A 19,030-nucleotide genomic window follows, 5' to 3' on the forward strand; every position below is an offset into this window, starting at 1 on the left:
CCGCCCTTACCTTACCCCTTTCGGCCAGCCCTATTGTCGCGGTCGCACCGCATCGGCAGAACGGCGACGAGGGATGCATTGTCGGCAAAAGCTTCAGGAGTGACGATGCGACATCTGCGAACGTTCCGCGCCCGGGCCCGGCGCGGCATGCCCGGCCTCCTTGCGCTCGCTCTGCCGTCCGTAGTTCTCGCCTCAGGAGCGGCACCCGCTTCCGTCCGGCTGACGCCCGTCACGCTGGCGGCAGGCATCAACACCATGCCCGATATCGCCGGAACCGGAGAGGCAGGGTCGATCGCGCAGCTCTGGCGGCAGAACAACAAGGTGCGCGGGCAGCATGTCTTTCTGGTGAAAGTGGGCGAGGCCACGGCCAGCTTCGAAGGCCGGGAGCAGATCGAGGACAAGCCGGACGTCGGTGACGACGTGATCCGCTCCGTCCGCTTCGCGCGCGGCGAATATCACGGCGTCTCGACACTCTATATACTGACGGCCAGCCGCGACATCGGCGCCTCGCCCTATGAGTCCGCACCCACCCGCATCCAGTCCTTCGCGCTAGTGAGGAGCGGCGGGGCTTTCACTTTCGCTCCCGTGCAGGACTTTCCGGCAAGGGGAAAATACTGCCATGCCGACGCGGCATTGCTGGCAGAACTGAACTTTCCGCTTTCGCCTGTTTATGCGGGACGGGTGACGCCGACGGGATGTTGAGCAGCCGTCGTCCCGGACTTGATCCGGGACCGCTGGCGACTCTTTAGGCGCTTCACCGCGAGCCAGGCCCGGCTCGGCCAGCGGTCCCGGATCAAGTCCGGGACGACGATTTGCGTGAGGGCCGTCACCCGCCGCGCAGCAATTGCACGCCCCAGTCGCGCTCGAACAGATAGAGCAGCAACCGGGCCGCTTCTCCGCGCGGACCGGCGAGGCCGCCGTCGCGTTCGATCAGCAAGCGGGCGTCGTCGTGGGCAAGCGGCAGCAGCTTGGTGATCTGCTCCAGGCTGGCGATGCGGAACGGGGTGTCGCCCGACTGGCGCGTGCCCAGCAGTTCGCCGCCGCCACGCAGTTGCAGATCCTCCTCGGCCAGGCGGAAGCCGTCCTGCGTTTCCCGCATCAGGGCAAGGCGCTGGCGGGCGGTTTCGCTGAGCTGCTGGCCGCGCAGCAGGAGGCAGGTCGATTTCTCGCTGCCGCGCCCCACGCGCCCGCGTAGCTGGTGAAGCTGGGCCAGGCCGAAACGCTCGGCCTGCTCGATCACCATGAGCGTGGCGTTCGGCACGTCGACGCCCACCTCTATCACCGTGGTCGCCACCAGCACCGCGGCCTCGCCGCAGGAAAAGCGCTCCATGCCCGCGTCTTTCGCCTCGGGCTTGAGCTGGCCGTGGACCAGCACCACCCGATCCCCGAAACGCTCCTTGAGCGTCGCATAGCGCGCCTCGGCGGCGGCAAGGTCGTCGTTCTCGCTTTCGCTGACCATCGGGCAGACCCAATAGGCCTGCTGGCCCGTCTCGATATGGCGAGCGATGCCCTCCACCACGTCGGCCATGCGCTCTACCGACACCACGCGCGTATCGATCGCCTGGCGCCCCGGCGGCAGTTCGTCGAGCTTGGAGACTTCCATCTCGCCATACTGGGCGAGCGTCAGCGTGCGCGGAATCGGCGTGGCGGTCATCGCCAGGGTATGCGGCGTGCGACGCCCCTTGCGCGCCAGCATCAGCCGCTGGCCGACGCCGAAGCGGTGCTGCTCGTCGATCACCACCAGCGCCAGATTGCGGTAGGAGACGGTGTCCTGGAAGATCGCGTGCGTTCCCACCACGATATCGATGGATCCGCCGACCAGCCCCATCAGGATCGCCTCGCGCGCCTTGCCCTTGTCGCGCCCGGTCAGCAGCGCGATCTCCACGCCGGTGCCCTGGAGCATCCGCGCCAGCGTCTCGTAATGCTGGCGGGCGAGGATTTCGGTCGGCGCCAGCAAGGCGGCCTGCGCCCCCGCCTCCACCGCGATGAGCATGGCATTGAGCGCCACCACCGTCTTGCCCGCGCCGACGTCTCCCTGAAGCAGACGCAGCATCGGCGCGTTCTGCGCCACGTCGCCCTCGATCTCATCAATCGAGCGCTTCTGAGCGCCGGTCAGCGCGAACGGCAGCTTGAGCCTGGCCCGCAGCGCCCCGTCGCCCTTCAGCGGCGTGCCGGACTGCTTGCGGTTGCTCTCCCGCACCAACATCAGTGCCAGCGCATTGGCCAGCAGCTCGTCATAGGCGAGCCGGTCTCGCGCCTGGGCATGGGTACCGCGATGGACTTCGCGCACGGCCTCGTGCCAGACCGGCCACTTCATCTTGTCGTAAAGACCCGGTTCGATCCACTCGGCCAGTTCGGGCACCGCCTTGAGCGCCTGCTGCACCAGCCCCGCCACGCGCCCCTGCGTCAGCCCCTCGGACAGCGGATAGACCGCTTCGCAAAGCTGGCCGACAGGGGCAGCGCTGTCTTCCGAGATATGTTCGGGATGCACCATCTGAAGCATCTGGCCATACTGGTCGAGGCGCCCGGCCACCCAGCGCGTCTCGCCCACGGGAAGCTGCTTCTTCGCCGTATAGGATGCACGGCCGAAGTAAGTGATCGTGCAAATATTGCCCGCAGTGTCCTCGGCAATCACCCGGAACGGCCCACGACCGGCCGGAGAGCGATGCTCGCGCACGACAAGCTGGACGATCACGTTCTCGCCCACGCTGGCATCGTCCAGATTGGTGACGGCGCGCCGCTCCACGAAACGGTCGGGCAGATGGTAGAGCAGATCGCGGATGCGGGTCAGCCCCAGTTTCTCCAGCGGACGCTTGAGCTTGGGGCCCACGCCATCCAGGGAATCGGTCTCGGTGAACAGGCAATTCAGTGCTTCGGGCCGCATGCCGAGCCTCTTAGCGCGACTACCTCTCGTTTCGCCAGACCATTGGGGAACGGATTTGCGGACAGCCACGTTGGCTCAGTGTTCCCCTCACCAGCATAGGAGAAATGAATGCTTCTTCCGCACGGAACCGTGTTTGCGATCGTCGACGGTGAAAACTTCGAACTCTATCGCAACGCGGGACGCGAAGCCGCGCCGAAACTCACCGCGCTGGACACCCCGGACCTGGAGGCCACCAACTTCAGCGCCGGCTTCCGCCGCCGCGACGATGCCGTCTCGCGCCACCAGGCCCGCACGGGCGACGGCAGCAACGATTCGCTGGATGAAAGCGCCCATGCCGCGGCCGTGGCGGGTTGGCTCAACCAGCAGGTTCTCGACCGCGAGATCGACCAGCTCGTGATCGTCGCCGATCCCCGCTCGCTGGGCGAGATGCGGCGCCATTATCACAAGGAGCTGAAGAGCGCCCTGCTCACCGAAGTCCCCAAGACCATGACCGGGCGGCGCGGCGAAGAGATCATCAAGGTGTTCCAGCCTTAAACCAACCCGAACTTGCCCATACCCGCGCCGTATCGTAACGGCGCGGGCATGACCGAACTTTCACCCCAGAGGCAGGAGCGGCTCGCCCGCCTCAAGTTCCGCGCCTGGCATCGCGGCACGCGCGAGGCCGACTACATGATCGGCTGCTTCTTCGACCGCTTCCACAGCGAATGGACCGACGCCGACCTCGATCTCTTCGAAAGGATGATCGACGAGGAGGACGTCGACATCATGGCCTGGGCGCTCGGCACCCTCAGCATCCCCGAAGAATATCGCGGGCCGATGATGGACCGTATGATGAAGCTCGATTACGTCGAAATTCCACGCTGATCTTCCGATCGACCACCTTCAATCCAGCAGGGGCTGACCTGACGCCGGCATGGCAGACATACAACGCATTCTCGCGGCGACTGCGCCCCTTACCCTCGCTTCGGTAACGCGCGGCGCCCAGCCGCTGGTCATGGCCGATCTGGCCCGCGCCGCCGCAAGTACGGCCGCGATAGGCCGCGCTGTCTTCATTGCCGACAACGAAAGCGCCATGCGCGCCGTGGCCGAAGCCGCGCAGTTCTTCGCTCCGGAACTGGATGTCGTTGAATTCCCCGCGTGGGACTGCCTTCCTTTTGACCGTGCCAGCCCGGCCCTTTCGGTCAGCGCCCGCCGACTGGCCGCCTTGCACCGGCTCCAGCAGAAGCGCAGCGGCCCGCAGCTTCTTGTCACCACCGCCAATGCCGTGCTCCAGCGCGTGCTCACGCCGTTCCGCATCCGCGAATCGGTGCGCCTGCTCAAGCCGAACATGGAAATCGGCCATGAGAGCCTGATCGCGCTGTTGCGCCGCCAGGGCTACCAGCGCAGCGACACCGCGATCGACGCGGGCGAATTCGCGGTGCGCGGCTCGATCTTCGATATCGTTCCCTCGGGTCTGGAAGGCGGCCTGCGCCTCGACTTTTTCGGGGACGAATTGGAAACGCTGCGCCTGTTCGACACCGGCACGCAGCGCACCACGGGATCGGTCCCCGAGCACCTGCTGCTCCCCGCTAGCGAGGCGCTGATCGACGACGACAGCGTCAAGCGCTTCCGCACCCGCTACCGAGAGATGTTCGGTGCCAATGCCACGGCCGACCCGCTCTACCAGGCGGTCAGCGACGGCCGCCGCCTGGCCGGCATGGAGCACTGGCTGCCGCTGTTCGAGGATCGGCTGGTCACCCTGTTCGACCACCTGTCCAACGACGACCTGCTGGTGATCGACAGCTCGGCGCTCGGTGCCACGGACGAGCGTTTCACCGACATCGCGGACTATCACAAGGCCCGCCTGGAAACCTCGGGCCAGAAGGCAGGATCCTATCGACCGCTCGCCACCGACGCGCTCTATCTGGGGCGCGACGAATTCGAGCAGGCCGTTGCCGCCTTCCCGGTCCACCGTGCCGATCCTTTCGCGCAGCCCGAATCGAAGACGGTGATCGATTTCGGCTTCGGCAATGCCCGCGACTTCACCCCCGAACGCGCGCGCGGCGACAATGCCTATGAGGCCGCGGCCAAGCATCTTCACGCCGTTGCGAAATCGGGCCGCAAGGCGATCCTCGCCGCCTACTCCACCGGCAGCCGCGCCCGTCTCGTCTCGATCCTCGGTGAAGCACAGGGTCCGGAGCCCAAGCTGGCCGACACCTGGCAGGAAGCGCTCGGCCTGGCCGTTCAGGGTCGCAGTGCCGCGTTGGTGCTGCCGCTGGAAACCGGCTTCACCAACGAGTCCGTAGAAGTCGTCACCGAGCAGGACATTCTGGGCGACCGCCTGGTCCGCCGGAAGAAAAAGAAGAAGGATTCCGACGCCTTCCTCGCCGAACTGGCGGCGCTGACCCCCGGCGACCTGATCGTCCACATGGACCACGGCATCGGCCGCTACGAAGGTCTCCAGTCGATCCCGGTCGGCCAGAGCCCCCACGACTGCGTGATGCTGACTTATGCGGGCGGCGACAAGCTCTACATCCCGGTCGAAAATCTCGACGTCCTCTCGCGCTACGGCAGCGAGGCGGAAGGCGTCGCGCTCGACAAGCTGGGCGGCGAGGCCTGGCAAAAGCGCCGCGCCAGGCTGAAGGAACGCATCCGCGAGATCGCGGGCGAACTTATGAAGACGGCCGCCGAGCGCGCCCTGCGCGTCGCTCCGGCACTGCTGCCGGAAAAGTCGTCCTACGACCAGTTCGTCGACCGCTTCCCCTGGCAGGAAACCGAGGACCAGGAACACGCCATCGACGACGTGCTGGGCGACCTTGCCGAGGGCAAGCCGATGGACCGCCTGGTCTGCGGCGATGTCGGTTTCGGCAAGACCGAAGTGGCCCTGCGCGCCGCTTTCGTCGCCGCCATGGCCGGCCAGCAGGTCGCCGTGGTCGCACCGACCACCCTGCTCGCGCGCCAACACTATTCCAGCTTCGCGGAACGCTTCAACGGCTTCCCGCTAGAAGTCGGCCGCCTGTCGCGACTCGTGCCCGAAAAGGAAGCCAGGACCACCCGTGAGGGCCTGTCCGCAGGCACCATGGACGTCGTATGCGGCACCCACGCGATTTTGGCGAAGTCCGTCAACTTCAAGCGGCTCGGCCTGGTCATCGTCGACGAGGAGCAGCGTTTCGGCGTCAACCACAAGGAGCGGCTGAAGCAGCTTCGCACCGACGTCCACGTCCTGACGCTCACCGCCACGCCGATCCCGCGTACGCTTCAGATGGCGATGTCGGGCCTGCGCGAACTCTCGACCATCCAGACCCCGCCGGTCGATCGCCTGGCGGTGCGCACTTACGTGATGGAATGGGACGAGATGGTGATGCGCGAGGCCCTGCTGCGCGAACACCATCGCGGCGGCCAGAGCTTCATCGTCGTGCCCCGCATTTCGGACATGGCCGAAGTCGAGGAATGGCTGGCCAAGCACGTGCCCGAAGTGAAAGTCATCTCCGCCCACGGCCAGATGTCGGCAAGCGAAGTGGAAGAACGCATGAGCGCCTTCTACGAGGGCAAGTACGAGGTACTGCTATCGACCACCATCGTCGAGAGCGGCATCGACATTCCGCGCGCCAACACGATCATCATCCACCGTGCCGACCGCTTCGGCCTGGCGCAGCTCTATCAGCTGCGTGGACGCGTAGGCCGCTCGAAACTGCGGGCCTATGCCTACCTGACGACGCCAGCCGGGCGGGCCCTTTCGGAAGTGGCCGAAAAGCGCCTCAAGGTCTTGAGCGACCTCGATTCGCTGGGCGCGGGCTTCCAGCTTGCCAGCCACGACCTCGACATTCGCGGCGCGGGCAACCTGCTGGGCGACGAACAGTCCGGCCATATCCGCGAAGTCGGCTTCGAACTCTACCAGTCGATGCTGGAGGACGCGATCCTCGAAGCCCGCGCGGGCGGCGTCGGGCTGGAAAAGGACACATCGGGCCTGAGCCCGCAGATCACCGTCGACGCGCCGATCATGATCCCGGAGGACTACGTCCCCGATCTGGCCGTGCGTATGGCGCTCTATCGCCGCCTCAACGATGCCGACGGCAAGGACGAGATCGAATCGCTTTCGGCCGAGATGATCGACCGCTTCGGCCCGCTACCCCCGGCCACAGCGAACCTCGTGCAGCTCATCCAGATCAAGCGCCAGGCGATCGCTGCCCATATCGCCAAGATCGACGTGGGGCCGCGCGGCACGCTGGTCAGCTTCCACAACGACAGCTTCCCGAACCCGGCCGGCCTCATCGCCTATGCCGAGCGTCTCCAGGGCACGGTCAAGCTGCGGCCCGACAACAAGCTGGTGCTCGCTCGCGCCTGGGGCGATCCGAAGAGCCGTCTCAATGGCCTTCTGCAATTGACGAAGGGCTTGGCAGCCGTAGCGCGCAAGGGGTGACATCTCACCAAAAACCACCGTCATCCTGAACTCGTTTAGCTGCGCTAAACAAGTTCAGGATGACGGTGGGGTTAGTGCCCCCTTTCGCCATTGCCCGACCCAACGGCCTAGATAACCGGCACCCTGATCCGTGCTACCAGCCCGCCGCAGGGCGAGGTCGCGAACGACAACTCACCCCCAAAGCGCATCATCAAACGGTGCGCGGTCGGAATGCCCAGACCGAAGCCCGGCGTGTTGCGCGTGCGCGCATCGTCCAGCCGGAAAAACGGCGTCAGCACGTCCTCGAAATGGCTCGGTGGAATTCCCGGCCCGGTGTCCTCGACTTCGATGAACCAGTCCGCGCCCTCGTGGCGAACGGCAACTTCGGCCCGGCCACCGAAGCGGATCGCGTTTTCGACCAGGGCGCTGGTGGCCAGAGCCAGCGGTTCGGGGAAACTCTCGACCACGGCCTTGCCAACTTGAGTCAGTCGCGCCCGATCTTCGTAAGGGGCGATGACGCCGGCCACGAGTTCGCCCAGCTCGACCTTTTCCGCCTCGGAGGAGAGATGCTGCGCGCGCAGATAGCCTTGCAGGGAAGCCAAAAGCCCCTCCATCTCGTCGACGCTGGACTGCACGACCTCGGCAATCTCGGGATCGTCGATGAGATCGGCAGCGATCTGCTGGCGCGAGAGTGGCGTTCGCAAGTCATGACTGATCGCCTCGAACGACCGCGCCTGATCTTCCAGCAACCGCGCGATGCGTTCCTGCATGACGTTCATCGAATGGGCGAGATTGCGCAGATCCTCGGGGCCGCTTTCCCGAATCTCCACCTGCTGGCCATGACCGATCGCATCGGCCGCCCGCGTCAGGCGGCGCAGCGGGTTCGTCAGCAGACGCAGCAGGATAAGCCCGATCGCGATGCAGGCCAGCGCCGTGCACAGCATGAGCACGCTGGCGCGCAAGGCGATCGGCCACATGGAGGTGATGTCGCGGGAACGGAAATTGAGCCACTTGCCGTCAGCAAGCCGAACGGACCCGACAAGATCGCTCTTGCCCCCGGTGGCATCCGCCATGGTCAGATTGAGCGGACGGTTGGCCAGAGACGGCTCCCATTCGATCACCTGCCCCGCGATGCGGCGCAGCGATTCGGAGTCCGCCATGCCCCGCACCGCCGGCTCGGGCGAAAACTCCGCCTTGAGGTGCCCCGTCGTCATGATCGGCGCGGCGAGATTGGGCTGGAGCGCGTGGATACGGTCGCTCACCACGATCAGCTCGGCAATCCGCCGCGCATGGTCGGCGCGAATCGTCTGCCGGTCCATGGACTGATAGAACAGCAGGCTGCCGATCAGTTGCGCCACGCAAAGTGCGAGGAAAACGACCGCAGCCAGGACTGCCAGACGCGGAATACTGATTCGGGCCACGTTTCCTCTCGCGGGATGCCCGATTGTTCTGCGCGATATGCCGGGGCGTCCTGAAAGAGCGCTCTCACCGGATGAGGCGTTCGTCAATGTTCTGTCTGGACGAGAAACATTTTGATACTTGCGGAGCCGTCCGCCGCACCTGCATCATTTGCAGAGCGCCTTTCCCGCTTCCGTTTTTCGGAAGGTGGAAAGTGGCTCCCCGAGTAGGATTCGAACCTACGGCCATTCGATTAACAGTCGAATGCTCTACCGCTGAGCTATCGGGGAGCAGCCTGTCAGTGTTACCACCGCCGGGCAGGAGTGCGCCTATAAAAGGGGTTATCGGGGTTGGCAAGCACTCAGTCACGAAAATGTCGAGAAAACTTTTCCACAGAACAAACCGCCACTTCAGAGCATTTCCTCAGACCTGGAACTGCTCCGCGAAGATACGCTCCTCCAGCGTGAAGCCCGGATCGAACAGCAGGGTCAGCTCCTTCTCGGCATTGGCGACGATGCGCACGGTTTTCACATCGCGCACTTCCTTCTGGTCGGCCACCGCGGCCACGGGTCGCTTGCCGGGCTCGCGAATGCGAAATTCGACCTCTGCGCTCTCCGGCAGGATCGCACCCTTCCAGCGACGCGGGCGGAACGGACTGAGCGGGGTCAGCGCCAGCATACGCGAACCGAGGGGAAGGATCGGGCCGTTGGCGGACAGGTTGTAGGCGGTGGACCCGACCGACGTAGCCACCAGCACGCCGTCTCCCACCAGCTCCTCCATCCGGACCTTGCCGTTGATCGTCACTTCCAGCTTGGCCGTCTGGCGCGTCTCGCGCAGCAGCGAGACTTCGTTGATCGCGTAATGGACGAAACTGCGGCCGTCATGGCTGGTGGCGTGCATCTGGAGCGGTCGCACCGGCACCGGATGGGCCTCGGCAATACGCTCGGCGATGGGAACGCCGTCATGCGGGCCGTTCATCAGGAAGCCTACGGTGCCGAGGTTCATGCCGTAGACCGGCTTGATCAGGTCACGATCCAGCATCTCGTGCAGGACATGCAGCAGGAAGCCGTCGCCACCGACGACCACGAGCACATCCGCTTCGGCCGGATCGACCCAGTGATGGGCGCGTCGCAGGTCCGCCGCGCCGTCCTGCGCCTTGGCGCTGTCCGACACGATGAGGCCCAGCTTGGGTTCGTCAGCCATTGCAATTCCCGACATGAAGAGGCGCGCACTCCGGAGTGGAGCGCGAAAGGGAAGATTTCATGAGGCCGCGTCTCATTTTGAAGCCCTTTTCATGTCCGCGACCTTTCGAATTTTGCATCGTTTGGCAAGGCCTTTGGCTATAGCAGCGGCGATGGGCGAACGACGCAAAGGTCTGCCGCGGGGCCATGCCCGCCGGCTGGAAGACAGACTGACCGGGATTCCCGGCCTCGAGGCCGTGCGCGAACGTATCGCCGGATGGCGCGCCGATGCCGAAAGCGCGCCCCAGCATGCGCACGTCCACGCCATGCTCGTATCCCTCCGCCGCCTCGACACGATCAACATGGCCTATGGCGCAGAGGCCGGGGACGGCGCGTTGGAGGAAGTGGCCGGCCGCATCGCCCATTTCGCGGGCGAGGAACTCGACGGCCCCTGGCTGGTCGCGCGCGCGGGCGGCGGCTCTTTCGTGTTGGCCGCCAACGAGGCATGCAGCCGGGAACGTTGGCATCTCGTGGCCGACCAGCTGGCCGACGCCATCGCCCGCCCGATCGCCCTGCCCACCGGCGTGCTGCGCCTATCACCGCGTATTGCGCTGATTCGGGCGCTCACCGGCGAAAGCGTCGATTCGATGCTGGACCGGCTCGGCCATGCCCTGGTCGATTTGCAGGACCAGTCCGCCACGCGGCTCGGCTGGGCCGATGGCGAAGTCACCGTGCCGGGCCGCTCGGCGGCGCAACTCGAAGCCGACCTGCTCGGCGCGATCGATCGGGACGAGATCGAGATCCTCTTCCAGCCGCAGTTCAGCCTTGCGGACGATTCGCTTACCGGCGCGGAAGCGCTTGCCCGCTGGAACCACCCCGTGCTCGGCCGCATCGGCGCGGGCGCGCTTTTCGCCATTGCCGAGCGCGCCGATCACATCGGGCCCCTGTCCCGCCACATCGCCGCCAAGGCGATGGCGGCGGCGGGGCAATGGCCGGGGGATCTTCGCCTCTCGATCAACGTCACCCCCGCCGACCTCGCTTTCGGCACTTACGTGCGCCAGATGCTGGACCTCGTACGCGAGAGCGGCTTCCCGCCGCGCCGCCTGACGCTGGAGATCACCGAGCAGTCGCTGATCAGCGATATCACCCAGACCGCGCAGATGATGGCGGAGTTTTCCTCGCAGGGCATCCGCATCGCCCTCGACGATTTCGGCGCGGGGTTCTGCAATTTCCGCTATCTCAAGGTCCTGCCGATCCATTACCTCAAGCTGGACCGGACGATGATCGAAGGCGTCGCCACCGACCGCCGCGACGTCGCCGTGCTTCGCGCCATCGTGGCGATGGCGCGGGCACTCGATCTTCAGGTTATCGCCGAGGGTATCGAGGAGGAAGAACAGCGGGACGTCGCCGCGCGCGAGGGTTGCGCCTATTTCCAGGGCTTCCTGCGCGCCCAGCCGATGTCGGTGGCGATGTTTGCCAAGCTCGCGCGGGTCGGCGGCGAATAAGTTTACCGTCGTCCCGGACTTGATCCGGGACCGCTGGCAATTCTTGAGGCGCAACCTTTAACGCAAGGCACCATCCTAAAAAGCAAAACGCGCGCTTCCGGCTCTCCCGAAAGCGCGCGCTCCTTTGCCAGCGGTCCCGGATCAAGTCCGGGACGACGATGGGGTCAGTGTGCCGTTACGCCAGGGCGCCGTGGCAGTGCTTGTACTTCTGGCCCGAACCGCAGGGGCAAGGCGCGTTGCGGCTGATCGGCAGGTCCGCATAAGGATTCTCGCCCGCGGCGCCCGTGCCGACACCGGCTTGCGGGCTGCCCGCCAGCGTGCCGAACAGTTCCGGCATGAAGGACGAACCGTCGCCGTCGTTCGAATTGTCGAGGCCGGTGAGCGGATCGATGTGGCCGGTCAGGAAGTCCGGCAGTTCGGGCAGTCCGGTCGGCTCGGGCATGCGCAGTTCGCTGACCGAAAGGATGCGCGTCACGTCTTCGCGGATCTGGTCGAGCAGGCGCTCGAACAGGCTGAAGGCCTCGGTCTTGTATTCGTTGATCGGAGTCTTCTGGGCGTAGGCGCGCAGGAACACCACCTGGCGCAGCGCATCGAGGGTGGAAAGGTGCTCCTTCCAGTAGTGATCGAGGCGGTCGAGCAGGATCGACTTTTCCACCTGGCGCCAGATCGCCGGATCGTCCTGCGCCATCTTCGCGTTCATGTGCTCGGTGGCCATGGCGGCGATGCGTTCTTCGACCAGCTCGGGATCGACCCCGTTCTCCTCGATCCAGTCCTCCAGCGGCACATCGATGCCGAGGATGTCGAGGGCCCTGGCCTTGAGCCCCTCGATATTCCAGTGCTCGGGATAGGAACCTGCCGGGCAGGCATCGGCGACGATCGCATTGACGGTGTCGTTGCGCATGTCGACCACGACTTCGTCGACCGTTTCCGAATCCATGATGTCGGCGCGCTGCTCGTAGATGACCTTGCGCTGGTCGTTCATCACGTCATCGTATTCGACGACCTGCTTGCGGACTTCGTAGTTGCGCGCCTCGACCTTCTTCTGCGCGGTTTCGATGGCCTTGGACAGCCACTTCGAACCGATCGCCTCGCCATCGGCCAAGTTGCTGTTCATCATCTTGGCGAAGAGCGTGTCCGGGCCGAAGATGCGCAGGAGGTCGTCCTCCAGGCAGAGATAGAACTTCGAAAGGCCGGGATCGCCCTGACGGCCCGAACGACCGCGCAGCTGGTTGTCGATGCGGCGGCTTTCGTGGCGCTCGGTGCCGATCACGCAGAGGCCGCCGGCTTCCAGTACCAGGCGCTTCTGCTCGGCGACTTCCAGCTTGATGCGCGCGATGGCCTCGTTGCGCTCCGGACCCTCGGGCATGTCGCGCAGTTCGTCCTCGACGCGGAACTCGACGTTACCGCCGAGCTGGATGTCGGTGCCGCGCCCTGCCATGTTGGTGGCGATCGTCACGGCGCCGAGGCTGCCCGCCTGCGCGACGATGTGCGCTTCCATCTCATGGAAACGCGCGTTCAGCACCGAGTGCTTGACGCCTTCCTTGTTGAGGAAGTCCGACAGCAGTTCCGACTTCTCGATCGACACGGTGCCGACCAGGACCGGCTGGCCGGTTTCGTAGCGCTCGCGGATGAGCTTGGCGATGGCGCCGAACTTGTCGTGGGTGTTCTTGTAGAACTCGTCTTCCTCGTCCACGCGCTGCACCGGCACGTTGGTGGGGATGGTGACGACGTTCATCTTGTAGATGTCGTAGAATTCCGCCGCCTCGGTGGCGGCTGTACCCGTCATGCCCGAAAGCTTGGGATACATGCGGAAGTAGTTCTGGAAGGTGATCGAGGCGAGCGTCTGGTTCTCGGGCTCGATGCGGACGCCTTCCTTGGCTTCCACCGCCTGGTGCAGGCCGTTCGACCAGCGGCGGCCGTCCATCATGCGCCCGGTGAACTCGTCGATGATGACGACCTTGCCGTCCTTGACGATGTAGTCGATGTCGCGCTTGAACATGACCACGCCCTTGAGCGCCTGGTCGAGGTGGTGGACCACCTGCGTATTTTCGACGTCGTAGAGATTGGAGCCGACCAGCAGGCCGGCGGCTTCGAGCATGCGCTCAGCCTTTTCGACGCCGTCCTCGGTCAGGCTGATGTTCTTGGTCTTCTCGTCCATCTCGTAGTCTTCGGGGACGAACTGCTTAACGACCGCGTCGACCTGCATGTAGAGTTCCGACTTGTCGTCGGTCGGACCCGAGATGATGAGCGGGGTGCGGGCCTCGTCGATGAGGATCGAGTCCACTTCGTCGACGATGGCGAAGTTGAAGGGGCGCTGCACCATCTGGCTGCGCTCATGCTTCATGTTGTCGCGCAGGTAGTCGAAGCCGAACTCGTTGTTGGTGCCGTAAGTGATGTCGGCGCGATAAGCCTCGCGGCGTTCGTATTCGTTGAGGTTCGGCACGATCACGCCGATGGTGAGGCCGAGGAAGTTGTGCAGCTTGCCCATCTGCTCGGCATCGCGGCGGGCCAGGTAGTCGTTGACGGTGACGATGTGGACGCCCTTGCCCTCAAGCGCGTTGAGGTAGGTGGCGGTGGTCGCCACCAGGGTCTTGCCCTCACCCGTGCGCATTTCCGCGATCTCGCCGCGATGGAGCACCATGCCGCCGATCATCTGCACGTCAAAATGGCGCATGCCGAACACGCGCTTCGAGGCTTCGCGCACGGTGGCGAACGCCTCCGGCATGATCTGGTCGAGCGTGCTGCCGTTCGCCAGCATTTCGCGGAACCTGGCGGTTTGCCCGGCCAGTTCCTCGTCGCTCATGGCCTCGAAAGCGGGTTCGAAAGCATTGATCTGGGCGACGATCTTGTCGAGCGACTTGACGTAACGCTCGTTGGACGAGCCGAAAATGGACTTGGCGATGGCGCCGAACATGGCGGAGATCCCTGTTTTCGTGAATGCGTATATCGGATGAGCGCGCCTGCGATACGCGCAGGCACGGGAAAGGTTTCGCGAACGTGCGAATGGCGCAGCGCGCTTATTCGCGCGCGCGGTCTATTCCGGTGAGAACCGCAGGAACCATGCGCGAAACCGGCGCGGCCACCAAAGGCGGCGCGTGACGGCGGGTATTGCGCAATCCGGGTTCGGGAAGCTGGGCAAGGGCCACCGGGGCACGCGGCGCCTTGGCGGCGACGGCGGCTTCGGTCAGCACCACCTGCAAACTGGCCACCTGCGCAGCGCGCGCTTCGGCAGGGCCGATCTGCGCGGCAAAGCCCGTCAACAGGGCCAGCAGGGTAAGGAGCAGGCGGTTTGCCATGGCGATCAGATAGTCGGCGTGAGATGAATAGTCCACAACCCATATAAACAACGGTCGTCGTGCCTCTCGGGCCTTACGCGGATGCTTGACCTGTCACACCCACGCGCTACGCACCGGCCATGGCCTATCCCACCTCCCCGCTCGCTTCGCCCTTCCCCGCCATGCCGCCGATCGCCGGCGTCAACCCGCACGTCGTGCGCGCCGGGTACAAGGACTGGGGCCGATGCGACCTGACGTATGTGGAGCTGGACGAAGGCACCGCCGTCGCGGGCGTGTTCACGAAGAACCTGTGCTGCTCCAGCGAAGTGGAACTCGGCCGTGACAACGTGAAGCAGGGCCACGCCCGCGCGCTCGTCGTCAACGCGGGCAATTCCAATGCCTTCACCGGTTATCGTGGGCGTGAGGCGGTGGAGCAGATCATGGACCAGGTCGCGGCGCACATCGGCTGCGCGCGGGAACAGGTCTTCGTATCCTCCACCGGCGTGATCGGCGTGCCCCTGCCCAAGGACAAAGCGCGCGAAGGCGTGGAGAAAGCGCTCACCGCAGAGCCTTGCTCGTGGGAAGAGGTCGCCAACACGATCGCCACCACCGATACTTTCGCCAAGGGCGCGACGGCCACGGCGATGATCGGCGACACCAAGGTTACGCTCGCCGCCGTCATCAAGGGATCGGGCATGATCGCGCCGGACATGGCGACGATGCTCGGCTACATCTTCACCGACGCCGCCGTGGAGCCCGCCTTCCTCCAGGAATGCCTCTCCGCCGCGAACTTCCGCACGTTCTCGTGCATTACCGTGGATTCGGACACCTCCACCAGCGACACCGTGCTCGCCTTCGCCACTGGCAAGGCCGGCAACGCGCCGCTGTCGACCATCGCCTCGCCCGGCGCCCATGCCTTTGCCGCCGCGATCCATGACGTCTGCCGCCAGCTTGCCCACCTCGTCGTGCGCGACGGCGAAGGCGCGCAGAAGTTCATCGAAGTGGCCGTCTCCGGCGCGGTTTCCGACGAGAGCGCGCGCAAGGTCGGCATGGCCATCGCCAACTCGCCGCTGGTGAAAACCGCCATCGCGGGCGAGGACGCCAATTGGGGTCGCGTCGTCATGGCCGTGGGCAAGGCGGGCGAGCCAGCCGACCGCGACAAGCTCTCCATCGGCTTCGGCGGTACCTGGGCCGCGCGCGAGGGCCTGCCGCTGGCCGATTACGACGAAGCCCCCGTCGCCGCCCATCTCAAGGGCCGGGACGTCACCATCGAGGTCGACCTAGGCCTTGGCGAAGGCGCCGCCACCGTGTGGACCTGCGATCTGACGCACGGCTACATCTCGATCAACGCCGACTACAGGAGCTGACCGTGGCCGCTCCGCAGTTCACGATCTGGGGTCGCCTCAACTCCCACAACGTCAAGAAGGTCGTCTGGTTCGCCGAGGAACTGGGGCTGAACTACGTGCGCCACGATATCGGCGGCCAGTTCGGCTATACCGAGGAATATCTCGCCAAGAACCCGAACAGGCTGGTGCCGATGATCGAGGACGGCAAGCTCTCGCTTTGGGAATCGAACGCGATCCTGCGTTACATGGCGGCTGAATACGGCGGCGAGCGCTGGTTCCAGCGCGACCCCATCGACCGGGCGCTGGCGGACCGCTGGATGGACTGGCAGATCACGTATGCCGACGCCCAGCGCCTGCCGTTCCTATCGATGGCCCGCATCCCGCAGAGCGAGTGGGACATGGCCGCCATCGAGCGCGACGTGAAGGCCTGCGCCGCGCACCTTACCGTGCTGGAGCGCTACCTCTCCGAAAAGCAGTGGCTCTCCGGCGGAGAGTTCGGGATCGGCGACATCCCCATGGGCGTCTACGCCTACACTTGGTTCTCGCTTCCGTTCGAGAAACCTGAGTTCCCGGCCCTGACCGAATGGTACGCCCGCATCCGCGAGCGCAAGGGCTATGCCCAGCAGGTCATAATCCTTTTAACCTGATTCCCCGGACCTGACCCCCAGACCGAAAGCCTTCCGCATGATCACGCCCACGCTCAATGCCGCCGTCGAAACGATCATGCGCGAAGTTTCGCGCGACGTGATCCTGCCGCTCTACCAGTCCCTCACCAGCGACCAGATCGTCAGCAAGGCTGTGAACGACGTCGTCACCGTGGCCGACCAGCGCAGCGAAGCGATCCTGACGGAACGGCTCACCGCTCTCCTCCCGGACGCAGCCGTGGTGGGCGAGGAAGCCACCTTCGCTGACGAAAACGAACTGCTGAAGCTCAAGGACCGGCTGTGCTGGATCGTCGACCCGCTCGACGGCACCAACAACTTTGCTTCCGGCAAGGCCCCCTTCGGCATGCTCATCGCACTGGCCGACAAGGGCGAGACATTGGGCGGCTGGATCCTCGACTGCCTGACGGGGCGCTTTTGTCGCGCCTCGTCGAACGGTGGGGCTTGGGTCAACGGGGAACGCCTCACCGCCCGCGCCACCAACGAGCAACCGCCCGTCGCTGCGATCTCGCTGATCTTCACCGAGGAATCGCGCCGCGAACGCCTGCGCAGCGAAGTCGCCCCGCACTACCGCATGGTCGACATCCCCCGTTGCGCCGCCGAGCAATACCCCCGCCTCGCGCTCGGCCAGAACGACGTCGCGGTGTTCGAACGCACCCTGCCCTGGGACCACGCGGCAGGTGCGCTGTTCCTCAACGAAGCCGGCGGCAAGTGCGCCCGCCCCGACGGCAGCGCCTACCGGGTGGACGAGATCGGACGCACCGGCCTGATCGGCGCCGCTTCTCCGGCACTGTTCGACGATCTTGCCACGCGCCTCGCCGCGCTGGAGGATTGAACGCAATCGTCGTCCCGGACTTGATCCGGGACCGCTGGCCGGGAACAGCCCACCTCTCGGCAAGGCGCCCTGACGCGCTCTAGCGCCTAAAGTCTTGCCAGCGGTCCCGGATCAAGTCCGGGACGACGGAATTTATTCGATCGTGACGCCCGCGACACGCCAGCTGCCGTCCTGCCGCGAAAGCGAAACCGTTTCGATCGCATCTCTCTTGTTGGCGAAGCTGGTACGAAATTTCACCACCTCATAGCCTTGGGGCGGTGCGGGAAGGTTTTCCTGACGAAGAAACGTCCGGGAAAGGACCGCCCCCAAGGGCATGCGTACTTTCTCGTTGGTCGCAGCCCATACTTGTCCGGAATTCAGTTTCTGGAAGGCCGAGCCGGTTCCCCTGTAGCTCTCCTCCCAGCACCCCTGATCGATGAGGGTCAGCCATTGGCGAGCCGTCTGCACCACTTCCGAACTTTCCGGCGAGGCCGAGGAAGCGGGCACGGAAGGTGGCGTCGTCGATACCTGAGACAGGGTGACCAGCGCCAGAAGGCCAAAAGCGATCGACATGAGCAATACTCCGGTGATGATCCAGAGGCGGCGATGTGCTCGCCCCGCGCCGCCGGGCTGCGCCCCTGCCTGATCTCCTTCCGAACGAGCCGCGTCTTCCCCGATTCCCGTGTCCCCCAGGAAATTAGGGGGACCGGCCGATACGCCCTCGCCTTCCGCATCAAACAGGATGCGGGCCGCCTCGCGGCTGCTCGAAACCGCCATCTTGCGCCGCGCCTCGCGCAGGCGCTCGTTGATCGTATGAACGGAAAGGCCCAGACTGCGTGCCGCCGACTTTGCATCATGACCGCGCACGATCAGGCGAAGGGTCTGCTTCTCCTTCTCGGTAAGCCCCCAGAGAATATCGTTCACCGGCATGTTCATATCCGCTGGGCTAGGTTCGGCCCGGCGCCTTTGCTACCCCGAAAAATCTGTATCTCGGGGGTGATCGCCGGGATAGCGGCTTGCGGACCTATGGAGCCTTGCCGGGCGCACAAGCGCCCGTCCGCTCGCCCTTGACGAACCACCGCATGATATCCGGCGGCGCCGACGCGCCCGGCAGTTTTACCAGCGGTTCCCTGCGGTTCTCGAAATCGAGCTTCAGTGCCGAGGCGCCGTAACTCCCGGTAACCTGCATCTCAAGCCGCGTCTGGAAGGTGCTCACCCTGCCCGTCGCCTGATCCCGGGAATTCGCATTGCCGCCCTGGCAGGTCTGCGTCGCCCGCAGTTGCCCGTCGCCAAGACGGATTTTCAGCGGACGGCACAGGGTCGTCCCCGCAGCCTGCGAACGGCCCTCGCCGACCAGCAGGCGAACGAAATCCTCGACTTGCGTATCGGCAAGGCAGAAGTGCCACGTGCGATCCTTGCCCAATGCGACGGCCGTGTCCCCCAGGTCGATACTTTTACCGGCACGGTAGGAGCGCGAAATCGTGACAAGCCAGTCCCCGCCCTGCATCGTCCTCTGCGCGCGCAGGCCTTCGACGACGATATCCTTCGGGGAGGCGCTATCCTTCGCTTCGGCGCCAACCTCCTGAG

At 65.1% G+C, this 19,030-nt stretch carries 15 protein-coding genes and 1 tRNA gene; 8 read left to right on the forward strand and 8 right to left on the reverse strand.

Annotated features, from left to right (window positions below):
- Positions 1-105 precede the first annotated feature (105 nt).
- On the forward strand, positions 106-702 hold the full coding sequence (locus RT424_RS19945; protein ID WP_313441810.1) for a hypothetical protein: 597 nt from the start codon (positions 106-108) through the stop codon (positions 700-702).
- A 124-nt stretch (positions 703-826) separates the two neighbouring features.
- Here RT424_RS19945 and recG read toward each other — a convergent pair whose 3' ends face one another.
- The gene (gene recG / locus RT424_RS19950) at positions 827-2,884 is read right to left on the reverse strand and encodes an ATP-dependent DNA helicase RecG (RefSeq protein ID WP_313441812.1); all 2,058 of its coding nucleotides are present in this window, start codon (positions 2,882-2,884) and stop codon (positions 827-829) included.
- 108 nt (positions 2,885-2,992) lie between these two features.
- Here recG and RT424_RS19955 point away from each other — a divergent pair, with 108 nt between their 5' ends.
- From RT424_RS19955 to mfd, 3 genes are read left to right on the forward strand one after another with little or no spacing between them, the layout of a single operon-like run.
- Positions 2,993-3,418: a host attachment protein gene (locus tag RT424_RS19955; RefSeq protein WP_313441814.1), complete on the forward strand. Its 426-nt coding sequence runs from the start codon at positions 2,993-2,995 to the stop codon at positions 3,416-3,418.
- A gap of 48 nt (positions 3,419-3,466) precedes the next feature.
- Entirely contained in the window at positions 3,467-3,748 is a 282-nt protein-coding gene (locus RT424_RS19960) for a succinate dehydrogenase assembly factor 2 (RefSeq protein WP_021235420.1), read from the forward strand.
- 49 nt (positions 3,749-3,797) lie between these two features.
- On the forward strand, positions 3,798-7,283 hold the full coding sequence (gene mfd / locus RT424_RS19965) for a transcription-repair coupling factor (protein WP_313441817.1): 3,486 nt from the start codon (positions 3,798-3,800) through the stop codon (positions 7,281-7,283).
- Positions 7,284-7,390: 107 nt separating this feature from the next.
- Here the strand turns inward: mfd and RT424_RS19970 are convergent, their stop codons facing one another.
- From RT424_RS19970 to RT424_RS19980, 3 genes are all read right to left on the reverse strand, one after another.
- Positions 7,391-8,683 (reverse strand): HAMP domain-containing sensor histidine kinase, encoded by a 1,293-nt coding sequence (locus RT424_RS19970; RefSeq protein ID WP_313441819.1) that lies wholly within the window; start codon positions 8,681-8,683, stop codon positions 7,391-7,393.
- A 192-nt stretch (positions 8,684-8,875) separates the two neighbouring features.
- Positions 8,876-8,950, reverse strand: a tRNA-Asn gene (locus RT424_RS19975).
- Positions 8,951-9,083: 133 nt separating this feature from the next.
- Complete coding sequence (locus tag RT424_RS19980; RefSeq protein ID WP_313441821.1) at positions 9,084-9,863, reverse strand: NAD kinase; 780 nt, start codon at positions 9,861-9,863, stop codon at positions 9,084-9,086.
- A 151-nt stretch (positions 9,864-10,014) separates the two neighbouring features.
- On the opposite strand from RT424_RS19980, the gene RT424_RS19985 reads away from it, so the two are divergent.
- Complete coding sequence (locus tag RT424_RS19985) at positions 10,015-11,346, forward strand: GGDEF domain-containing phosphodiesterase (protein WP_313441823.1); 1,332 nt, start codon at positions 10,015-10,017, stop codon at positions 11,344-11,346.
- A gap of 175 nt (positions 11,347-11,521) precedes the next feature.
- Here RT424_RS19985 and secA read toward each other — a convergent pair whose 3' ends face one another.
- Complete coding sequence (gene secA, locus RT424_RS19990; RefSeq protein WP_313441825.1) at positions 11,522-14,260, reverse strand: preprotein translocase subunit SecA; 2,739 nt, start codon at positions 14,258-14,260, stop codon at positions 11,522-11,524.
- Between the two features lie 103 nt (positions 14,261-14,363).
- Positions 14,364-14,693: a hypothetical protein gene (locus tag RT424_RS19995; RefSeq protein WP_313441827.1), complete on the reverse strand. Its 330-nt coding sequence runs from the start codon at positions 14,691-14,693 to the stop codon at positions 14,364-14,366.
- 68 nt (positions 14,694-14,761) lie between these two features.
- Between RT424_RS19995 and argJ the strand changes: the two genes are divergently transcribed.
- From argJ to RT424_RS20010, 3 genes are read left to right on the forward strand one after another with little or no spacing between them, the layout of a single operon-like run.
- Complete coding sequence (gene argJ / locus RT424_RS20000) at positions 14,762-15,988, forward strand: bifunctional glutamate N-acetyltransferase/amino-acid acetyltransferase ArgJ (protein ID WP_313441829.1); 1,227 nt, start codon at positions 14,762-14,764, stop codon at positions 15,986-15,988.
- 2 nt (positions 15,989-15,990) lie between these two features.
- Positions 15,991-16,614: a glutathione S-transferase family protein gene (locus tag RT424_RS20005; RefSeq protein ID WP_313441830.1), complete on the forward strand. Its 624-nt coding sequence runs from the start codon at positions 15,991-15,993 to the stop codon at positions 16,612-16,614.
- Positions 16,615-16,651: 37 nt separating this feature from the next.
- Complete coding sequence (locus tag RT424_RS20010; protein WP_313441831.1) at positions 16,652-17,464, forward strand: inositol monophosphatase family protein; 813 nt, start codon at positions 16,652-16,654, stop codon at positions 17,462-17,464.
- 132 nt (positions 17,465-17,596) lie between these two features.
- Here RT424_RS20010 and RT424_RS20015 read toward each other — a convergent pair whose 3' ends face one another.
- Complete coding sequence (locus RT424_RS20015; RefSeq protein ID WP_409521554.1) at positions 17,597-18,379, reverse strand: DUF4019 domain-containing protein; 783 nt, start codon at positions 18,377-18,379, stop codon at positions 17,597-17,599.
- Positions 18,380-18,467: 88 nt separating this feature from the next.
- Positions 18,468-19,030 (reverse strand): hypothetical protein (locus RT424_RS20020; RefSeq protein WP_313441835.1); only part of this gene is annotated, 563 nt, incomplete at its 5' end.

Source organism: Novosphingobium sp., assembly GCF_032093395.1.
Lineage (GTDB): Bacteria > Pseudomonadota > Alphaproteobacteria > Sphingomonadales > Sphingomonadaceae > Novosphingobium.